Source organism: Larkinella fluvii, from assembly GCF_051857545.1.
GTDB lineage: Bacteria > Bacteroidota > Bacteroidia > Cytophagales > Spirosomataceae > Larkinella.
In genome coordinates this window covers 1-19183 of the sequence record NZ_JBPZHB010000020.1, presented here as the reverse complement: position 1 = coordinate 19183, position 19183 = coordinate 1, and the positions used below count along the sequence as shown (strand labels likewise).

General features: G+C 49.9%; 22 protein-coding genes and 1 pseudogene. 5 read left to right on the top strand and 18 right to left on the bottom strand.

Going from position 1 to position 19183, the window contains the following annotated elements:
• The 12 genes from ACS5NO_RS32100 to ACS5NO_RS32045 all read right to left on the bottom strand — a co-directional run bounded on the left by ACS5NO_RS32100 (position 1) and on the right by ACS5NO_RS32045 (position 8261).
• On the bottom strand, positions 1 to 279 hold the full coding sequence (locus tag ACS5NO_RS32100) for a hypothetical protein (protein WP_439418892.1): 279 nt from the start codon (positions 277 to 279) through the stop codon (positions 1 to 3).
• A gap of 393 nt (positions 280 to 672) precedes the next feature.
• Positions 673 to 1023 (bottom strand): DUF6283 family protein, encoded by a 351-nt coding sequence (locus ACS5NO_RS32095; protein WP_500684154.1) that lies wholly within the window; start codon positions 1021 to 1023, stop codon positions 673 to 675.
• A gap of 179 nt (positions 1024 to 1202) precedes the next feature.
• Entirely contained in the window at positions 1203 to 2090 is an 888-nt protein-coding gene (locus ACS5NO_RS32090) for a DNA/RNA non-specific endonuclease (protein WP_439418890.1), read from the bottom strand.
• 26 nt (positions 2091 to 2116) lie between these two features.
• Complete coding sequence (locus ACS5NO_RS32085) at positions 2117 to 2461, bottom strand: hypothetical protein (protein WP_439418889.1); 345 nt, start codon at positions 2459 to 2461, stop codon at positions 2117 to 2119.
• 352 nt (positions 2462 to 2813) lie between these two features.
• Complete coding sequence (locus tag ACS5NO_RS32080; protein WP_439418888.1) at positions 2814 to 3521, bottom strand: hypothetical protein; 708 nt, start codon at positions 3519 to 3521, stop codon at positions 2814 to 2816.
• Positions 3522 to 3574: 53 nt separating this feature from the next.
• Positions 3575 to 3820 (bottom strand): hypothetical protein, encoded by a 246-nt coding sequence (locus tag ACS5NO_RS32075; protein WP_439418887.1) that lies wholly within the window; start codon positions 3818 to 3820, stop codon positions 3575 to 3577.
• An 85-nt stretch (positions 3821 to 3905) separates the two neighbouring features.
• Positions 3906 to 4343 (bottom strand): hypothetical protein, encoded by a 438-nt coding sequence (locus tag ACS5NO_RS32070; protein ID WP_439418886.1) that lies wholly within the window; start codon positions 4341 to 4343, stop codon positions 3906 to 3908.
• A gap of 594 nt (positions 4344 to 4937) precedes the next feature.
• Positions 4938 to 5339 carry a hypothetical protein gene (locus tag ACS5NO_RS32065; RefSeq protein ID WP_439418885.1) on the bottom strand — a complete coding sequence of 134 codons (402 nt, stop codon included), beginning with the start codon at positions 5337 to 5339 and terminating at the stop codon, positions 4938 to 4940.
• Entirely contained in the window at positions 5326 to 5598 is a 273-nt protein-coding gene (locus ACS5NO_RS32060; protein WP_439418884.1) for a hypothetical protein, read from the bottom strand. Before ACS5NO_RS32060 ends, ACS5NO_RS32065 begins: the two co-directional genes overlap by 14 nt.
• Positions 5599 to 5993: 395 nt before the next feature.
• Positions 5994 to 6314: a hypothetical protein gene (locus tag ACS5NO_RS32055; protein ID WP_439418883.1), complete on the bottom strand. Its 321-nt coding sequence runs from the start codon at positions 6312 to 6314 to the stop codon at positions 5994 to 5996.
• A 51-nt stretch (positions 6315 to 6365) separates the two neighbouring features.
• Complete coding sequence (locus ACS5NO_RS32050; RefSeq protein WP_439418882.1) at positions 6366 to 7280, bottom strand: ArdC family protein; 915 nt, start codon at positions 7278 to 7280, stop codon at positions 6366 to 6368.
• A 795-nt stretch (positions 7281 to 8075) separates the two neighbouring features.
• Positions 8076 to 8261, bottom strand: a complete 186-nt coding sequence (locus tag ACS5NO_RS32045; RefSeq protein WP_439418881.1) for a hypothetical protein — start codon at positions 8259 to 8261, stop codon at positions 8076 to 8078.
• Between the two features lie 106 nt (positions 8262 to 8367).
• Here ACS5NO_RS32045 and ACS5NO_RS32040 point away from each other — a divergent pair, with 106 nt between their 5' ends.
• Positions 8368 to 8757, top strand: a complete 390-nt coding sequence (locus ACS5NO_RS32040; RefSeq protein WP_439418880.1) for a bifunctional nuclease family protein — start codon at positions 8368 to 8370, stop codon at positions 8755 to 8757.
• Positions 8758 to 8860: 103 nt separating this feature from the next.
• Here the strand turns inward: ACS5NO_RS32040 and ACS5NO_RS32035 are convergent, their stop codons facing one another.
• From ACS5NO_RS32035 to ACS5NO_RS32025, 3 genes are all read right to left on the bottom strand, one after another.
• Complete coding sequence (locus tag ACS5NO_RS32035) at positions 8861 to 9550, bottom strand: GNAT family N-acetyltransferase (protein ID WP_439418879.1); 690 nt, start codon at positions 9548 to 9550, stop codon at positions 8861 to 8863.
• A gap of 194 nt (positions 9551 to 9744) precedes the next feature.
• On the bottom strand, positions 9745 to 9963 hold the full coding sequence (locus ACS5NO_RS32030) for a hypothetical protein (RefSeq protein ID WP_439418878.1): 219 nt from the start codon (positions 9961 to 9963) through the stop codon (positions 9745 to 9747).
• Between the two features lie 15 nt (positions 9964 to 9978).
• A complete protein-coding gene (locus ACS5NO_RS32025) occupies positions 9979 to 10761 on the bottom strand; it encodes an XRE family transcriptional regulator (protein ID WP_500684153.1) in 783 nt (260 codons plus the stop codon).
• Positions 10762 to 11010: 249 nt separating this feature from the next.
• On the opposite strand from ACS5NO_RS32025, the gene dinB reads away from it, so the two are divergent.
• The 4 genes from dinB (at position 11011) to ACS5NO_RS32005 (ending at position 16185) form a co-directional block, all read left to right on the top strand.
• A complete protein-coding gene (gene dinB, locus ACS5NO_RS32020) occupies positions 11011 to 12189 on the top strand; it encodes a DNA polymerase IV (protein WP_439418876.1) in 1179 nt (392 codons plus the stop codon).
• 18 nt (positions 12190 to 12207) lie between these two features.
• Positions 12208 to 12654 (top strand): YopX family protein, encoded by a 447-nt coding sequence (locus ACS5NO_RS32015; RefSeq protein ID WP_439418875.1) that lies wholly within the window; start codon positions 12208 to 12210, stop codon positions 12652 to 12654.
• A gap of 20 nt (positions 12655 to 12674) precedes the next feature.
• A complete protein-coding gene (locus ACS5NO_RS32010; protein WP_439418874.1) occupies positions 12675 to 15629 on the top strand; it encodes a DNA polymerase III subunit alpha in 2955 nt (984 codons plus the stop codon).
• A 91-nt stretch (positions 15630 to 15720) separates the two neighbouring features.
• On the top strand, positions 15721 to 16185 hold the full coding sequence (locus ACS5NO_RS32005; RefSeq protein ID WP_439418873.1) for a hypothetical protein: 465 nt from the start codon (positions 15721 to 15723) through the stop codon (positions 16183 to 16185).
• A gap of 202 nt (positions 16186 to 16387) precedes the next feature.
• On the opposite strand, the gene ACS5NO_RS32000 is transcribed toward ACS5NO_RS32005, so the two are convergent.
• The 3 genes and pseudogenes from ACS5NO_RS32000 to ACS5NO_RS31990 all read right to left on the bottom strand — a co-directional run bounded on the left by ACS5NO_RS32000 (position 16388) and on the right by ACS5NO_RS31990 (position 19183).
• Positions 16388 to 17008 carry an SOS response-associated peptidase gene (locus ACS5NO_RS32000; RefSeq protein ID WP_439418872.1) on the bottom strand — a complete coding sequence of 207 codons (621 nt, stop codon included), beginning with the start codon at positions 17006 to 17008 and terminating at the stop codon, positions 16388 to 16390.
• 115 nt (positions 17009 to 17123) lie between these two features.
• A complete protein-coding gene (locus ACS5NO_RS31995) occupies positions 17124 to 17288 on the bottom strand; it encodes a hypothetical protein (protein ID WP_439418871.1) in 165 nt (54 codons plus the stop codon).
• A 664-nt stretch (positions 17289 to 17952) separates the two neighbouring features.
• Positions 17953 to 19183, bottom strand: a pseudogene (locus ACS5NO_RS31990) (IS3 family transposase).

Below are 19183 nucleotides of genomic sequence, written 5' to 3'. Positions count from 1 at the left end.
TCAGCCGGTCGGTGGCCGTTGGAGCTGCGGATCTTCAGCAAGGATTGTAGACATTTCTATCCTTTCCGAATATTCTTTGGTAGTAGCCTGAAAAAATGATGCCGGCATGACGTCGACGGCCCCCGATCTGGCGCAGCGCCGGGCGGTCGATCTGGCTTTTTCGGTGCGGCTACCAAATTTTCTACGGTTTTCAATTATAATCCGTCCATTTTGTAGAAATACCTTGACCTGGAACAAGGTTGCATTTAGCAATTCCTTCACCATCAGCGTGACAATCATTATCAATTTTCGTCCAAACAGCAGACACCAGAGCCATTCTTCCCGTGCCCAAGACCTTGTATGAATTTAATCTATTACTTGAAGACGAACAGGCTAATTACCTGTGGGATGCAGGTATATGTTTATCATTTCGGGAAGAATCCGAATGCACCCATATTCTGTATTCCCTGGATAGCTTTTTTGTCGAAGTCGTTTACCACCAATCTAACATCGAAATCCTTTATCTGCGTTCTTTTCGAAGTACTGACCCGCTTTTGCCTTATATTCAACAGATTAACTTACGGGATTTGTATTGAGAAAGCCTTCTGAAAACAACACTCGTTACGGAATCGATTCACTGAATACCGATGCGATCTCCTGCCGGTTAGCAAAACCGACAGTATCAGTGGTTTTTTATTCATTATCAACGTTGCCCAGACCGGTTTGCCTGACTGAAAAGTGATGCAGAATTACCTCATCTGGTGTATTGAAAACCAATTCCCTTCCCGTTAGCTCAAGTCGAAACCCCAGACGGGTCGCCAGTTGGACAAACAAATTTTCATTGCTCTTGAGCAACATGTGCCCGGCGCATTGGAGCATCTTTTCATTGGGCAAATGCTGCGTCTGGTGACACGTGTGGGCGTCACTGGCTACGATTTGGGCCATTCGGTCGCCCAATGCACTCAGTGATGGGGACGTTTTACGAAATGGGCATGACCTACAAGGGTGCTTCCGGTATGGGAGTTGGTCACTTCGCTTTGTCATGAACAATCAATGATGGGGTTGTTTTATTGACGACGAGACCGCCGGGGCGCTCCGCTAAGGAATTTTGATCTGTTTTACGGACCTTGGCAATCGGCTTGATGGGTATGTTGTTTCAATGAAGCCGTGACGAATTTGGACCCTTTTTTAATTATACCCAGAAATGTACCAAAACCCAATCCTCACCAACCATGATTTGGATAAACATACACGGCCTGCACCGTCACCTTATCCGACTGCCCCTCGATCACCCGCTCCACCGCATCCGGAACAGTGGAAAGGAGGTCATACCCCGTTCGGCTTTCGATCTCATCGATACTTACCCGGTAGTCAATCCAGGGTTGTTCACCAACCGCATTGATGTTGGGCATCCAAACCGCTACCACCCGGGTTTTAGCATCGATCCTTCTAAGGTCATTGTTTCCCACGGGAAGTAAAACGATCACCTTCCACAGTACGGATGGAACGGTTACTTTTCCGTCCGCAATGGATTCGAACGCTCCGTTGTCACCAATTCCCCGCCGTCCGTATGTTCCACAAATAATGTAGGCTTCGTTACCATCGGCAATAAGTTTCCGAGTATAACCCTCGAGCAAATTCCAGCTTTCGCGGTTGTGGCGGGGAGCCTGGGGAACGATGTTGGTCATCAAAAACGTGGTGCGGTTTTCTTCCGCCGTCGAGTCCCGGTCATCCGACGGGCAAAGGTGGCCACGGTCGTAGCCGGTGTTGGTGTAATCAGCATGCCGTACCGGGTACCATCCGACCGGCAGAGTCTGATCCGGAATGAAGTCACCGGAATAGCGGGTGGCTGACCCTTTCCAGGCTGACGACAAATGCCATGAACACCAATTGGCAATACCGGTGCTGCGGTTGTAGCTGAGGGTATAGGTGGATCGCTCGATGAGGTAATTGTTTTCCTGAGTACCTGCATTACTGGGATTGCCCAGGGCCAGGTGAGCATCACGGGTGGGTACTGAAATGTTAGGTCCTGGCGGCTCAACTCTTTTACAAGCCGTCTGAATAAGGAGCAGGATGGAGGGAAAAAAAAGGCGAATGGCTATTCTATTCATTATGACGGACTTTTTTGTCAGGTTAGTCAATCCACAGGTATCCTGATGGATCGGTCACGATGCTGAAAGGCCAGCAATACGCCCGCTAAATAGTTGCCCCGCGATCTCAACAAATCTTGAGCGGCATTCCAGCCGGAGATGAATTCCGGCGAATTGACCTCAGGGTAAACAGACCAGTTGAATTCTCCGGATGCGATCTTTCCAGGGGCTTTTGCCATCATTTCATCGGCTAGCCTTTTGGCGGTCGCTTTGCGTTTGTGGCTGCTGCACCGTCGGCCGGTTAGATAATCTGAAACCGCGAATTCGCCCTGGTCGCCTTCGTGCAGAACCAGGATTCTGCCCGATGATTCCCACTGATCGATTATGGCCATTTCGGTTATCCCATCAGCAGTTATAACGTAAAAAGGCGGCACAATAGGAGCATGTATTGTCATCTGACAAACCTATTTTTTTTAGATTAAAAATACCACTTTTTCCGGCATTCGACAAATGCGTGGCAGGACCAATAGCCCTAAAAAAAGCAGAGATGCTTGTTGGTAATAATTAAGCCTAGCCACGCCGACAGTGCCGAACCGGTGGGATGAATGGGTTAGCAAAGCATGCTTCTTTTCTGATTGCCTGTAATGGACATTGCAGGCCACCACTGGAAAAATAAGGTCTGGCAAGTTAAGTTTACTATAATAGTAAACTTAACTTGCCAGACAATCACCATTGCTGACGAAATCACTTAACATACAGCGTAAAGCGGGGGAACTCGAATTGCTCAGGAAACTCAGCGAGGTATTTCGTGATCTGCTTATTGTCGTGACTCGTGGGCGTTGACAGGCCTTCAGGGTCGACAAAAACAACATTGGTGCGCTCAATGGTGACTTCATTCTTGCGGTTGGTGGTGTGCTTGATCAAATGGGTTGATGCCGTTTCAACGCCTTGAAAGGACAAGTAATTATAGGCGATATAGTCGTACCGGTAGAATTTGTAATAATTGCTGATCGCAAACGATTTGTGGTGGATCTGTTTGATCCACCCTTTCAGTTGAGAAAGTTTCTGGTGGGCATTGATGCTGTCCGGGTTCTCACGTAACTTTTCTTCCAGGGTGTCTATTTCGGTGAACAAATACCCTTTGATTTCATCAAGCGCAGGTTTTTTATCGAGAAAGTACTTGTGCTTTTCGTAGTAATGAATCCGGATCGCTGGGCGCGCGAAATTGATCAATTTAATGAGTCGGCAGTCAAAATCCGACAAGGCGTGAAACAAAGCCATTTCGTCAGCCCCTACCAATTGAACCTGAACCAAAGGACCCGGATTTCCGAACACCTGCAGCGTTGCCTGATCAAGTTCGGGTGGTGTTATCTGGGCCAATAGCTGGCGTAGCTGGTTCGTCTTTTCGGCATATTCCTGCCTGTCATATACTTTACGCTGGCGCTTTTCCATTGAAATAAAGTTTACTATAAAGGTAAACTTTATTTCATAAAGTACGAATTCCATTAATTTCTTGAAAAATGAGACCGGTGTAAAAGGTTGGCAATCATGAAAATATGGGTAGCAACCTGGCTGGTATCCGGAATGTGTCCTTTTGCCCAATCTTCGATCTGAGCGGGGGGGTGTCCAATCGCGATCATAGAGCGGATTGCCGCCACCAGCTCCGGATTGGTTTCCTGATAATGTTCATAAATAACCTCTTCCGCCCAATATTTCAGGGGTTCCAGGCTTGGGTCTTCCTGAGGTTCCATTGAATTGTCCGGTGCTTGTATGATTTATTTCCGATCACCATTGAGAAGTTCGACAACCATTTTCATAAAACGCAAAAAAACGAGTTCAAAGACTTTTGATCGTCTCTACAATGTGAGAAATTCGTTCTACCTCTGTCTGGCTCCACAGGCGGGGGTCCTTCTGCTTCCGGTAAAAACTTGAGGTGTCTGTACCTAACTTTTTGCACAGAAACGTTATGGGAATTTCAGCATCTTCCAGGCCCTGATTAATGCAGCCAGCGATCTGCTTGCCTAACTCAACAGCTTCGGTATGCTTTTGTGTAAGTATATCATTATCAACTAATCGGGAAAGGGCGTTAACTTCGTCAATCGAAATATTCTGAGGATAGTTAAGGCGCTGGTAGTACATCGATGCTGTTATTCCTAAACCCTCCTGAACTCTTTTTAAACTGGACTTGGCCCGTACCTGGGCTTTAATGGTTTGGGCAAACTCACTTAATTTGCTCTGGTAGGCATTAAAAGCGTCTAAAATGGGAGTGTTCATTCGGACGATTAAATTACTGGAAATGAATCTTGTGTTTCACACCTAGGGCAAATGCCAGTGACCAGAATCGGCGACCATTGGTGACCGCAATTATTACACTGGCGCTTCCCCGTATTGACTGCGAAGCCTAGTCGTTCTAGTGATGGTGGGCCAGTGAACTTTCCACCACGGCGGTACATGACCCGTTTATTTCTATATTTTTCCATATCGGACGTTTTTTTTACTGTTTCCAAAATTGTTGATTAACTTTTTTGCACACCTGGCAGCGCCATTTCGTTCCAATGACTCTGCCAGAAGGGTGTGAGTACATTTTCGATACAGTGTGCGTCTGCATGGTCTGACACGAGCCGCACCAACTTGACTTTGCCATTCGGAGGATTATTGGATCAAGAGTTTATCAATTAGCGCAATGGCTTCTTTATATCCAACTGCCATACCATCAAGATATCTCGTTTCCAACGTATCCTCCACTTCCCCATAAATTCTTTTTTGTTGATCGCATAAGCTATCGGAATGGCCTTTTACTTGTTAAAGATTAAAAGCCAATACTTCTCTAATTTTTTTTACATCAGACTTTTTCATGTATTCGGAGGATTATTGGATTGAGTGCTCTGGTAATGTTTTTCGGGGGCGACAAGCCAACGACGCGAAATTTTCATCTTCTACTTTGTGAGCGATACTCGCCCAAAATGGCAGCTTATTAATTCGTTCGTAAGCTCGGTGAGTGTATAATACAAGGCTCGGGTTGGGATCAAGGTAGTTCGGATAGAGAAAAACCCAAAAAGTGTCCACATTCAGGTTGTCATCGCCTTCAATTTTATAGTCGCAATCAGAAAAGCCCTCCATGACACTAGCCATTTGATCGACATAAAATTGCCTTAAATCTTCAGGGATTTGGTCGTATTCGTCCCTGAGGGACGCCCATTGCTTGAGTGCCCATTCCAGTGCCACTCTTAGATTTTGATCGTGGTCAACATCTTTGTTAATCTTTTCCATATCGACGGTGTAGTAAAAAGTAAGGCTTGAAAAAATCAAGCTCAAAATCTATTAAGACCTCTTTCCAAGAGGTGAATTGATAGCGCAAAGGGGTCGTACAGATAAACTCGGCTTGCTCTGGGGAACAATGGCAGCAAGCCCCGTTTTCTGCAATCCAGACAAAGCGGTTCGTATCCAGCAGCAATGCACTTATGTTTTTTCCATCCTGTGAAATTCGGGCGAGGTCGCCAACGCTCCAAACGTGGGATTGTATTTTCATGAAATAGTAGTGAGAAACCCTGAGCCTTCAGGCTGGGGAGGAAAGCGACCGGCGCAAGCCGAACTTCCCGATGAAACATAAGTTTTCAATATAAGCCAACCTATTGCCGTACTGAGTGTCAAAAATACCATCATTTGATCAAACGGTAGGGTGCTTGCTTTGGGGTTTCCCGGCGAAGCCGGGTCGCTCAGAAAACCATTACCCAATTATCAGACAAGTTTCAATGATATAGAAAACCCAGCCTATATCATTTCCGGGGTCAGTCCAGTACACTACCCGGCCATTGCTTTCGCCTTTGTATTCGCAATATAATTCTAAGGTGGCCCCTTACGGGTGTCCGCAATTTCTATAACTTGGAACTTTACCGGTGTTAACTTCTCCATGTTCGTACCTGATTAGAATAGCGTTAATTGCGTCTGGTTACCAATGAGTTTATGAAAAGCCTTTATTAATTCTGCCGCGTGGTCTTGGGGGTAGGTTCTCAATTCTTCCGCTAATTTTACTAGTGCCTCAGACAAAGCTATTACTTCTGAATTGTAGCCTTTCCCGCTCAAGGAACGGCCACCGTATTGACACCAGAAAAATAAACTAAATACCCATGTTCCGGTAGGCTCCTGAAAAGTGTTAATGTCTGCTGAATCGATTCCCTTGCCTGAGATTTCCCAAACGTTGGTATTTTGGCAGTTTCCGCGCTCATTAAAAACAAACTCTTTCATGGCAAAAAAAGGAAGGAAGGCCCACGACGCTGGGGCCTTCGGTGGGGCATTTTAAATGGTTTCGGGTTGCAAATCGCTCAGGCAGGGAGCGATGAACTGAACGGCTTTTTGCGCTTCTTTAGCGGCCCAGAAAATAAACTTTTTATCTTCTTTAAGGGGTTTTAACCAGCCTTTTAAATAAGCGGCTGAATTGTCTATAAGAGTATTATTGGAGATACCCGTTAACAAATTCAAATACGCGGCACCTAATTCAGCAACTAATTCTTCTTTACTGTAATTGGTCGAACCAAACCGGCAAAGCTGGGTTACACCTTCCCGGTTTAACCGGCTTTCGTGTCCGGTACTGTGGGTGAGTTCGTGGAACAAAGTACTGTAATAGGCTTCGGAGCTGGCAAACTGCCCCATGTCCGGCATATTGACGTAATCAGAATATGGGCTATAATAGGCACCGCTTTTATTGGTGTGCTGAATGCGGGGGGCTTTCGGCATAGTAGCTACCAGCGATTCACAAACCTTTATAGGTTCGTTGGGGTTGGCTGCTGGCTCTGGTAATTTAAAATCAATGCCTTCAACGTCGCGGATGTTAAAGACGTTGTAATACTTGATGAAAGCCTTTTTCTTGGGCTGCTCGCTCCCGTCCGGCCCAATAACCGTTTCCGTTTTACTTTCAATAAAGTTCCAGTAGATAACCGGTAAGGATTTCGCGCCTTTGCGGATCGTGCCGCCGTGCTCCTTGGCTTGATTGAACGTGCAAAAAAAAGGAACATCGAACGGGGTCAGGGATAAAAGGAATAAGTTAATGCCCTGGTATGTATTTTTATTAAAATAGTTCTGGGGGATTACACCAACTGTTGACCATGTTTTAACCCAAGGATTGACACCATTTTCGATCTTTTCAACAAAAAGGTCGGTTACTTTTTGAAATACATCAATTTCGCTGGCGGAAGTGAATTTTTTGCCTTTCATGACCGATATTGTTTAAATACTTAACTAATTGATTATTATATAAATATACACATTTATTTCATATAATAAAACGTTTAATAAATCTTTTTTTGGTATATTTTTTTATATTTTTCCCCCTAATAGCCCATAAAAAAAACGCCATTTAGCGTTTTTAATCCAGAAAACAGTTGCTAACTAACCCGCCCTAGATGCCTTTTTTTGCCGGGTCGGCAAGCCGCCTTTTGTGCGTAAGGGCGAAGCGGTTGATTTTTGAAATCGATAGAAAAAACGCAGATCGGCCCACCGACAGCGCAGACCGGCCTGGCCCCTTAGCAGTACGCTAAACCGAGCACGATTGGCGGGTGGTCTGTGGGTTAGCCTGCGCGACGCCAAACGCGCACAGGTTTAGCGGGATGCTAAGGGGAGCGGGACCGGCAAGCTGGCGAACTGCGCGCTTCAACCAAACCGCCTGGCTGGAAGCTGCGACCGGGGTTCCATTCTCCAACATCAGTCTATTTTGTGGTTATTAAAATCATGAGGGATGCAGGTCGGCTGATTCTTGCCCGGTAGGGCGTGAATCAGCCAACCGGTACTAAACGCCATCAAAGCTTGGAAAATCGGTGAGCACCCGGTCGGCAAGCGGTTAGTGGCCAGTAGGCCGCCACCGCTTGCCGATGGGGTGCGGTGACAGGAATAATAAAGTGATTCAGACAATCCGGATCAGGGTAGATTGGTATACTAAGGGTTCAATAATTACCTGGTTTTGGTATTTAAGCGGGTAATCATCAAAAATTAGCCTGACAATGTTTAGACGTATTAGGGTTGTTGAAAATTAGGAGGGATGCAGGTCGCCGGATTTTTGCCCGGTAGGGCGTGAATCCGCCGACCGGTGCTAAACGCCATCAAAGCCCGGAAATTCGGTGAGCACCCGGTCGGCAACCCGAAGGGCCTGGCGGTTTGTGGCCGGTAGGCCGCTACCGCTTGCCGATGGAGTGCGGTCATTGGAGTGATTAGGGCGTTAGAATTACCAGGTTGCTTTACCAATCAATTGATATTTTATGTCTTACTTGCCGGTGATATTTTCTCTGATGTACCTGATGTCATTTCCATGAAAAAAATAAGATTGAACATTTTGAATCTGACGGTCAGTCACACCCATCCCGGTTTATTCGAGTTAATCCTGAAGGAAGTCAATCACGACCGGCAATTGGTGTTAAAAATTGGAATTCATGAAGCGCAGGCCATCCTGATCGAGCAGGAAAAGATTGTACCCAGCCGGCCCATGACCCATGACCTTTTTAAATCCTTTCTGGAAAATACAGATTATACCATTCTTGAAATCGTCATTACCCGGAAACAGGAAGAAACGTATTTCGCTGAAATCGCCTGCGCGGATGGTTCACACGAGTTTCGCATCGATGCCCGTCCGTCAGATGCCATCGCCATCGGATTACGGGTGAACACGCCGTTTTATGCCAACGAATCTTTATTCTTGTAAATTGAACTATTTTTATCTGTCAAGGCTCCTGGGGAATAGTAAGGCCCGCTTCGATCTGGTGGTCTTTCCTCTCTGGTAAATCCATCATTACTATCTTGAACTACTAGACGATTTTCTCGGAGTCTTCCAGCGAAATCTGATCTAGTTTTCGATTGACATGGATCATGTTCAGGTAATGCCAATCGCTGTTTGGAAGCTCCCGGAACCCGACCGATTGGTAAAAGGCGTTTAACTTCTTCTGTGAGCTTCGCTGATTTTTAGACAAATTAGCCAGAAGAAGTTGCTGCGTCCAGAGATCGGTTTGTTCCAGAATTCCCCACTCAAACTGGAGCTGGAAAGACTTGAGAACCCCCAGCCCGAAGCAACCGGTAAAGCGCCAGATGATATCTTTCAGTATTTTTTTTCCGATCCCCCGCCCGCGCCACTGGGGCAGCAGTGCCAGATTTCGAATATACAATACATTAAATTGATCAATTTCCCGACCATTTTTAATCGCCTCGATAAACTCTTCATCCTCATCGTAAAGTTCCTCGAAGAGATTGATGTACTCTACGCTGTGGTCGAATATATCGAAGGTAGATTGGTCATTATTATGCCCCAGTTCAACGAGAAATAAACTGACGCTGGCCCGGCCGATTTCAACGGATTCCACTCGGTCGCCTGACTCACCCGGAAAGTATTGATCCAGGTAGATTCGAATGGCGTATTCGTTGATGTAACGCAGGCTCTCCGTAATTCCGGTTTCGTATTGAAAACCATATTCCAGGCGGATGATGCCAAAAAAATCATTCATTGTACGCTAAAATGGGTTAAATTAAATTCCTGTCGATAGGGCTGTAACGAGCCCATGCATTGAAAAGCGCGAATGTACAGGATTCCATTCGTTTTTAGGACTGTCAACGAATTCGGGTCGTGTCACAGTTGAGAAATATCCCGCCGACTGGTCGACGCCTGGCAGCAATCAAGTACCCCCCTAAGTACTCATTTCTACACACTGGGCGCATGTTCGGGAATCGCGATTCGTAATGAACGAAACACCTGATCCCGGACGTCCGCATCGGAGAGCAGCGCGGCAACCGGCCCCGAGACATTCAGCTTCTGGCAAAACAGCAGCGCTTCGTTGCCCCTCATGGCCGAATTCGCCACCACCGTATAGCGGCAGCCGGGAAGCATTAAAGCCAGGTGTTCGCCGGAAATGATGAGCATGTTGATCGCTGAATCCTATTGGGTGCGCTTCAATAATTCCTCCTGTCCGCTTCGCAACCGGCGAAGCTCGGAGACCACCAGATCAAAGGACGGCTCCGAATCCGGGAAAATGTCGGACATCACCAGCGTGAATTTCCAGATTTCACGGACTTCACTGACCGGAACGTGGTAGGGCTTATAAACCGGGTTGAGGGAGTGCAATTCGAACCGGCGGTGTTCGCTCAGCTCATTGACCGCTTTTTTGAAGACGATGCCGTCCTGCAACACGAAGATATACCCCATGCCGTTTCGGACCGAATACCAGTCCTGCAGATACTCCCCCAGCACGTACGAACCGTGGGCAATAGGCAGCATGGAATCCCCCGTGGCGGGAAATAACCGGTACAGCCGGTCCGGACTGATGTTGGGTAAGGGGAGGCTGAATTTAGGCAGCTTCTCCATAAACTCTTTGCTTTCCCAGCCCCCCTGCGAGTAGCCCATGGCTGCTGGAACGGGGACCAGATCGATCAATTCCTGATTGTTCTGATCAACCGTGTGAACGACTTCCCGGACGTGCAGCGAACGCCCGCGGAAAAGCGGGTCCGGGGTGGCCAGCAGTTGCTCCAGTTGTTTTCGGGATAATTTACGTAGTGGCTGGAAATACAGCACGTCCAGCGAAACTTTATAATACGTCGCCAGCCGGGCTGCCACATCCATCGGGGGCACGGTTTCTCCTTTTTCGTACTTGGCCAGGGTGGGATGGGTCACATCAGCCATACCCGCCACAATCATTAACGGCATCCCATAGTAAGATCGCAAAAGCGTCAGATTATCAGCTAGATACATGGCCTTCATTTGATAATCAAAAATAGGGAATTTCTGCGGAGTTCCCATGAAAAATGTAAGAAAATTTACAATTGTAAATAGGCCACATAATAAAAAAGCACCCTATTGATCACTAAGGTTATTTATTTGTAAGAATAGTTACTTGCAAATGTTATTTTTATTACAATATCTTTGTAAGAATACTTACATTGTAAAAAAGAAGCTATTGCGCTCACCCTGACGATGTTTGCGGCAACGGATCGAAATATCCTTCATATTGACCTGGACACTTTCTTCGTGTCCGTCGAGCGGTTGCGGCAACCCCAGTTGGTGGGCAAACCGGTTGTCGTGGGCGGGGCCGGGGACCGGGGCGTCGTGTCAGCGGCCAGTTACGAAGTGCGTCGATTCGGGGTTTTTTCGGGTATGCCGATGCGGCTGGCCCGCCAGCGCTGTCCCGATGCGCTGGTGATCAGGGGGGATTACCAAGCCTACACGGACTATTCCAAAACCGTGACGGACCTCATTTCCGAACGCGCGCCGGTCGTCGAGAAAGCCAGCATCGATGAGTTTTACGTGGACATGACGGGCATGGAACGCTTTGTCGGTTGTGTGCAGTGGTCGACGGAACTCAAGAAAACGATTACCAAAGAAACCGGTCTGTCGGTGAGCTGGGGACTGTCCAACACGAAAGTCGTTTCGAAAGTCGCGGCCAACGAAGGCAAGCCCAACGGGGCGTTGCACATCGCGCCCGCCGAAGTTCAGCCGTTTCTGTGGAAGCTGGACGTGGGCAAACTGCCCGGTGTGGGCGAGAAGATGGCGCATACGCTCCGCTGCATGGGAGTGACGAAGCTAGGAACCCTGGCACAGATACCCCGAAAACTCATGGAAAAAACATTTGGTAAAACCGGGCTTTTTTTGTGGGACCGCGCCAACGGCATCGACCCCACGCCGGTGGTGCCCAGCCACAAACAGAAATCGATGTCGAAGGAGCTGACGTTCCAGACCGATACCACCGACGTCCAGTTGCTGCAGGCCACGCTGAGCCGCATGGTCGAGGGGCTGGCCTACGAGTTGCGCAAAGACCGGTGGTGTGCGGGCAAGGTCACGGTGAAAATCCGCTACAGTGATTTTCAAACCTATACCCGGCAGATCACCATTCCGGCCACCTCGTCGGATCACCAGCTCACGCTGGCGGCCATCAAGCTCTTCAACGCGCTTTACAACCGGCGGTTGCTGGTTCGGCTGGTGGGGGTCGGTTTCAGCAAACTGGTGCGGGGCACCGAGCAGCTCAGTCTGTTCGACGCCAGCGGAGAAGTGGTTAAAACCCGGCTGCCTAACCTCTACCAGAAAACCGATTTCATCAAATCAAAACACGGTGAAAACCGCATCGGCCACGCCAACAGCTATCATTTGGGAATTTAACCTACAACCTGTACCACCATGTCTTTTGCCCTACACTGCCGCGTCTGGGATGCCCAGAACCAAACCATGCACTACCTGTCTTCCCTGCTGGCGCAGACGGAGGACTTCCAGGTCGTTTTGCTGGAGGATGCGATGGTCCTCATCAACACGTTTAATTCCACCCAGAAACGCTTGTACGAGGCCGGAACGCCCTGGCGGCTGATGCTGTCGGTGGGTCAGCCCGACCGGGACGGAACCCCGATTTATGACTATGACATCGTGGAAAGTGAGGGCTATTTATGGGTCGTCCAGAACCACCCGGACCGGTGCGGCTACAGCCTGTTCATGCCCAATTGCCTGGGGCTGCCTCCTTATCTGATCCTCGACCGCATCATGGCCAGTGAGGTGAAGGTAATGGGTAACTTTTTTGAAGACCCGCATTTGATCCTGGACTTTCCGGATTCGTCCTACCGCCAGGCGGCTTGATAAGCCCGTTTCCCAATGACATGTACCTCAACGCCCACAGCTATTATTCCCTCCGCTACGGCACGCTTTCGCCCGAAAAGCTGGTGACGATGGCGGTGGAGAAGGGGGTGACGACGCTGGCGCTGACGGACATCAATACCGTCTCGGGTGTTTTCGAGTTTGTTAAGCTGTGCCGGGAGAGCGGCATCCGGCCGGTGGTTGGTGTGGAGTTCCGGAACCAGCAGGATCTGGCCTACGTCGTTCTGGCGCGCAACACCGACGGCTTTACCGAAATCAACCGGCACCTCTCGGACTACCTACTGTCCGGCAAGGACTTCCCGCTACGCGCGCCCCATTTCGATCAGTCCTGGGTGGTGTATCCGCTAGGCCAACTGGACCGGCTGGGGGAACTGGCCGAGGGTGAATTCGTCGGCGTTCGGCCCCAGGAGGTCACCCAGCTCTGGCGGTACCGCTCTAAGCTGAAACCCGGTCAGGTGGTGCTGTTGCAGCCCGTTTCGTACGCGACCAAAACCGATTTCAGCCTGCACCGGCTGCTACGCTGCATCGCCCACAATTGTCTGCTCTCGAAGCTGGCTGAGTACGAAGTCATTCGCGAGGAGGAGTATTTCATCGACCCCCAGCAACTGAAAACGGCTTTCGCCGACTGGCCAGAAGCCGTTGAAAACACGCAGCGGCTGCTGGCCACCTGCTCCTTTGATTTTGATTTCACCACACCCAAGAACAAAAAGCTCTACACCCCCAGCCGCATCGATGACACGGCGCTGCTGCGCAAGCTGGCCTTTTCGGGCCTGCGGAACCGGTACGGGGAGCAGGACGCGGTGGCCACCAAGCGGGTCGAGAGCGAACTGCAGGTCATCGAAGAACTGGATTTCACGAGCTATTTCCTCATTACCTGGGACATTGTGCGGTACGCGCACAGCCAGGGCTATTTTCACATCGGCCGGGGGAGCGGGGCCAACAGCATCGTGGCCTATTGCCTGGGCATCACGGATGTTGATCCGATCGCGCTGGATCTGTATTTCGAGCGGTTTATCAATCCGCACCGGACCAGTCCTCCCGATTTCGACCTGGACTTTAGCTGGACCGACCGCGACGAGCTGACGGATTACATCTTCAAGAAGTGGGGTCGGGAGCATGTCTGTCTGATGGCCACCTATGTGACGTTCCGCGACCGGGCCGCCTACCGGGAACTGGGCAAAGTCTTCGGGCTGCCTAAGGCCGAAATCGATGCGCTGGTGAAAGATCCCACGGCGGTGGTCGGCGGGGAGTACGCAAAGTACATTTTCCGGTATGCGCCCCTGCTGGAAGATTTTCCGAATTATTTATCGGTTCACGCGGGCGGTATTCTGATTTCGGAATTGCCCCTTTACCACTATACGGCGTTGCTGCTGCCACCGAAGGGCTACCCGCTGTGCCAGTGGGATATGTACGTGGCCGAGGACATCGGGTTTGCCAAGTGGGACGTGTTGTCACAGCGCGGTCTGGGCCACATCAAGGACGCGGTGGACCTGGTGCGGGAAAACCGGCAGATCAGCGTCGATATTCACCGGATTCAGGAATTTGTAAAGGACCCCAAAATCCGCGGGCAACTCCTGCGCCACGAGACGATGGGTTGTTTTTACATCGAGAGTCCGGCCATGCGGCAACTGATCTGGAAGCTGCAGTGCGCCGATTACCCCACGCTGGTGGCGGCTTCGTCGATCATCCGCCCGGGCGTGGCCTCCAGTGGCATGATGGCGGAATTCATCCGGCGGCATCACAATCCGTCGGATTACGTGGCGGTTCATCCGTTGATGCAACAGATCATGGCCGATACGTACGGGGTGATGATCTACCAGGAAGACGTGCTCAAGGTCGCCCACTTCTTCGCCGGGCTGGATCTGGCGGAGGCCGATGTACTGCGCCGGGGGATGAGCGGCAAGTCGCGGTCGAAAAAAGAGTTTGAACGCATCCAGGCGAAATTCTTTGCCAACTGCCGGGAGCGGGATTATCCCGATGCCATCGCGGGCGAAGTCTGGCGGCAGATTGCGTCGTTTGCGGGCTACAGCTTCAGCAAAGCCCACTCGGCCTCGTTTGCCGTGGAAAGCTACCAGAGCCTGTACCTGAAGACGTATTTCCCGCTCGAGTTCATGACGGGGGTGCTCAACAATTTCGGCGGTTTTTACCGCACCGAGTTCTACGTGCACGAAGCCCGGCGGTACGGGGCCCTGATCGAAGCGCCCGATCTCCACCAGAGCCAGTACCTGGCGCGCATCGAGGGCAACACGATCTGGCTGGGGTTCATTCTGATCAAGGGACTGGAGAAAAATGTGGTGCAGGAATTGTTGCATCAGCGCAGTATTCAGCCCTTCGAGAGTCTGGAGGACTTCACCCGGCGCGTTCCTGCCGGACTGGAGCAACTGATCCTGCTGATCCGCACCGGCGTTTTTCGTTCGTTGGGCCGCAGCAAAAAGGAACTGCTCTGGCACGCCCACGCGCTGGTGAACAGCTTTGTGCAGCACGAAGCGGTGCCGGAGATTTTTGAGCTGGAGGAAATGAGCTGGCAGTTGCCGCCCCTCTGGCAGGACGAAATCGAAGACAGTTACGACGAAATGGAATTGCTGGGGTTTCCGCTGCGCTCGCCGTTTGAGTTGTTGCCGGATGCGGTTGAGGGCGTGACCGCCCGGACGCTGAGCGAACACGAGGGGCGCATCGTGGTCATCACCGGCTACCTGCTGACGGCGAAAGCCATTCGCACCAAAACCGGCCAGCGGATGGTGTTTGGGTATTTCCTGGATCGGGAGGGGGAATATTTTGATACCACGCATTTCCCGCAGAGCCTGCAGAAATACCCGTACCGGGGCCTGGGGATGTATAGGCTGGAAGGGAAAGTCGTGGTCGATTTTGGCTGCCCCTCGCTGGAAGTGCGGACGATGGTGAAACTGCCCTTCAAGCCCGATCCGCGCGGTGGAGGAAGCGGTTTGTTTCTGAACTGATTCGGGCCGGTTTCCTAACGTATAGAGATCAGGGATTGCTAAAGTCGATGATTTTAAGTAGGTTAGAAAAGTTAAATCTAACCAATCTCTTATGAAAGCTACATTTACCTTTCTGTTCCTGTTGTTCTTCGTTGCTGGTGGTGCTTTCGGACAAACACCCGATGAGACCGCGATCAAAGCTACGATTCGACGCGAAACCCTGTCTTATTTTGCCGCTGATGCGAAGGCCTGGCGCGATTGCTGGGCAGCACTTCCGGAATCGAATAACTTGTATTACAGCGAACAATCGCATAAAGTGGGACAGACTTCGATGGCTACACCTGATCTAACCATTGTAGCCAACCGCAAACCCACTCAGATTAAAATTGAGACCAGCCGTGAGCAGTTTCGGATTAATGGCAATACCGCTTTTGTACAGTACGATCAGCATGCAACCCGCGAAGACGGGGCGCAGGATTACTCCCACCAAACACGCTACTTGGAAAAGGTAAACGGAGCCTGGAAGATCATTCATGTGGGGTCTGTTTCCTACAAATTTGAAGCGGGTACCAAATAATCACCATTTAGGTACGATGGTCATCAGGGACACGCTGCCTTGTAGAACCGGTTTTCAGAATCCGATCACTATCGTCACAGGAACTGAAGGTAAACGAATGAAGGGGTTAGATACGGTCACCTAAAGTGGGACAAAAGGAATAATAGCATCATCATTATTATTGAGATGATGAACGATCCGAAAAGTCACACGAACGAACGGATTATTTTTCAATGACTACCGTACTCATCAGCGATTCGTCGAGCGGCTGCATGAGCTCTTTGATTTCGGCTTTAGTCAGCTCCGGGTCGATCCAGCGACGCTGCTCTTCGTGACTCAGCATGAGCGGCATGCGCTTTTTGGTGTTGTGGATGTATTCCATGATCGGGTTGGCCGCCGTTGTCACAATGGAGAACGTCGGCTGTCCTTTCCAGACCGAATAGATACAGCCCAGTGCCAACGGTTTTTGGTCCGTCAGGGTGATGTAATACGGGATTTTCGCTTTCCCTTCGTGCCGCCATTCGTAGAAACCGTCGATGAGCAGCAGGCAGCGGTGGTTCACGATGCTGTCTTTGAAGGACGGTTTTTCAAAGATGGTATCCTCGCGGGCGTTTAGTGTCATTTTCGCCAGTTCGGCGGCTTTGTCTTCTTTGGCCCAGACCGGGATCAGGCCCCACTTGAAAAGCTGGATGGTTTTGGGATCGTCTTTGGTGATGACCGGCAACAGCGGATGAGCAAACCCGGACACGCGGCCGGGCGGGGTGTAGTCGTCGGGGGGCTGAGCGGCCCGGACTTGCTCAACCAGTTCCGCGAGCGGGGTTTTGGCGTTGACGGTGTAGCACATTGTATGAGTGGTTTAGTCAGTAGAATAACTGGAAATTAAACGAAGTGTTGCCGCCGTTCTTCGCCTGGACCCGTGCAACGGTTGCCTGGGCTGCCTTCTGGCCAGCGTAACAGACCTAGGCCCTGCCCCGGTAGCGAAAGATCAGCCGGTCATCGGTTTCCTCCACGAACTTAAAATTCAGGTGGCCGTCAAAATTGGATGTAGCAAACGGGATGCTGTAATCCTGCCAGCCCTCCTTGTAGGCAGTGCCGGTTTCGTTGTGGATGTGGAGTTGCAGCACTTGCAGGATCAAGTTACCGGCGACCCGGCCAAAATCACCGGTGACGATGTTCTGATTCTGAATCGCGACAATTTTTATGTACGGCGAGCTTTTCTAACCCATAAAAGAGAAAAGTAATTACAAACCCGACCTATGGACTTGCTACATTTGACTGGAGACGGATTTTAGGCAGCGCTTACCGGACAGTGTTTTTGATAGTTGTTTCCACTATGTATTAGCACATTGTTCCGAGGCCGGTTTAGTCAATGGGCGCATCCAGGCCACTGATTCAGCTTATGCGGATGCCAATGCATCTTTAGATACCTGATATAAATATGATTCTCTGACAATTTTTGTGGAGCCTATATTAAAGCCTTATACGAAAAGCTCAACAAAGCCTAAATTTGATGTTTTTTTACGTTCGTAAAACTACCCCAAACGCCTTCGCCACAGAAATTGTCAGAGAACCAATATCTCTCTTCTCTTTTCACCGTGACGGTGGCCCGCCCGGCCACCTCTGTCCATTTTCATTTGACGACCTATAGTACGACCTATAAATAAATGAGACCATAGTTAAAATCCAAAATTTATTAATTTACGGTGATCTAAATTAACGAATACTATTTGCCATCTCTTAACAAGCTAATCAAGATTTACAGTGAGGTCTGCCCAATTTCTGGACCGCTCAAAGATTGAGGATCGGACGTTCATTTGTTTTTCTTTTTCCTTCTATTCCGACCTCATTTGGCGTCAATCCGCCTAGTGAACTGTGAGGCCGAAATGAATTGTATTCTTGTCGCCAATGCTTGATTTTTTCACGGGCATCTTCTAGTGACAAGAACCAATGGGCGTTTAAACATTCATCCGCGACGGCGGCCCGGCCGGAAACTACCGTTGAATGACTCGATGAACGGATTATCAGTCGGTTTACCAGGCCGAGAAAAGTCCAGTGTTACCCCGTTATCATATGCCCACAAGTCTAACGCTTTTGAAATAAATTCGCTACCATTATCTACTTGAATCCTTTCTAGTACCCCCTTATTTTGTACCCGCAGACGGTCCATCACGGCTACCACATCTTCCCCTTTCAACGCCTGCCCGACATGGATGGCCACGCATTGGCGACTAAAATTATCGACCACAGTTAAGGCCCGAATTTTACGGCCATCGAATAGCTGATCGGCCCGCGCGGCGTCCGCACGAAATCCATACCGCAACGGCGGACCGTTCCAGCACTGATGAATACTAGATAGCTCAGGCCGATCCAATCGGTGAGCTGTTGATCGCTTGCGTCGAGGCCGCTTACTACGCAGATTAAGCCCTTCCAGACGATACAGGCGATGTACCCGCTTGTGCCGGGGTGCCGGTGCACTTGTCTCGCCAGCCTTCTCGTCGAAGCAAGGTGAAGATGCGTTGACAACCATACCGTACTCGGGTCTCTGCTATTTCCCGAATTCGTTTTCTAAGCACTGAATCATTCCGGGATCGGGCTTTATAGAACCAAGTTGAACGACGTAATTGTACGACTTCGCAGGCTCTACGGTTTGACACCCGGTAGTCTTCCATCAAGCTCCGGGCCAGTCCCTTTTTTTGAACTGGCCCGCTCGGGCGGCCCCGTCAGAGCTTTTTTTTGATGACGTCCTGCAACATCTGTTTGTCTAAACTTAGATCGGCCACTAACTGCTTTAATTGTTGGTTTTCTTCGGCACCGGCCGCCCGGCTCGAGTTGACGAAGTCGCCGGAGTTCGGGAACGCCTAAACCGCCATACTTCTTCCGCGCGGGCGGCCCCGTTCCAATTGTAAAAAGTAGCCTCACTGATCCCCATCTTGCGGCATACCTCAGCGACAACAGTTCCTGTTTCAGCTTGGCGAAGCGCAAATACGATTTGTGCTTCAGTAAATTTGGTCTTCTTCAT